This window comes from Streptomyces sp. NPDC043738, assembly GCF_056436545.1.
Window position 1 is genome coordinate 111,696 of sequence record NZ_JBWKCJ010000030.1, and the last position, 783, is coordinate 112,478.

1 protein-coding gene and 1 pseudogene are annotated in these 783 nt (G+C 68.5%); both read right to left on the minus strand.

Annotation, left to right across the window (positions count from 1 at the left end; translation table 11 throughout):
• Nucleotides 1-153: 153 nt before the first annotated feature.
• Nucleotides 154-552: a cytochrome c oxidase subunit 4 gene (locus tag AC0680_RS30945; RefSeq protein WP_384441080.1), complete on the minus strand. Its 399-nt coding sequence runs from the start codon at nucleotides 550-552 to the stop codon at nucleotides 154-156.
• A pseudogene (locus tag AC0680_RS30950) lies at nucleotides 549-783 on the minus strand (aa3-type cytochrome oxidase subunit I); the annotation flags it as partial. The gene AC0680_RS30945 and the pseudogene AC0680_RS30950, both read right to left, overlap by 4 nt.

Here is a 783-nt window from a genome sequence, read left to right on the forward strand (position 1 = left end):
GAGGGGAATCACTCGTTTGGTGGATGGCGTGGGAGAAGGCAACCACCTCCGGGACTCCCGCCTCCACCGGCCGCCCCCTCGCCTCCGTGGGTCGCCCCCCCCCCCCCCCCCCCCTGCGGCGTGTCAGCGGTGCTGTTGCCGCCTGATGTGCTCCTACTGCGTGCGGTTCTCACCGTGGTAGTACTCGAAGACCCAGCCGAAGAGGCCGACGAGGATCACCGGCAGGGAGAAGTACAGCAGCCACCAGCCGAAGACGACGCCCAGGAAGGCGAGCGCGCCACCGACGGCCAGGGACAGCGGCTGCCAGCTGTGCGGGCTGAAGAAGCCCAGCTCACCGGCGTCGTCCGAGACCTCGGCGTTCTCGTTGTCCTGCGCACCCGCGTCGACCCGCCGGGCCGTGAAGGCCAGGTAGTAGCCGACCATGATGCACAGGCCGAAGGCGAGGAACAGCGCGGTGGTGCCCGCCGGCTCCTTCGACCACAGGCCATAGACGATCGCCATGGCCAGGACGAAGACGGAGAGCCAGATGAACATCTTGCCCTGGATCTTCACTTGCCCGCCTCCTTGCCGCCGGCGAGGGACTTGTCGTCCTCAGTGCCGTGACCGTTGTGCAGCGCGTCGAGGGCCGCGATCTCCGGGTGGTGCAGGTCGAACGCCGGGGATTCGGAGCGAATGCGCGGCAGGGTGAGGAAGTTGTGCCGCGGCGGCGGGCAGGACGTCGCCCACTCCAGCGAACGGCCGTAGCCCCACGGGTCGTCGACCTCGATCTTCTTGCCGTACTTC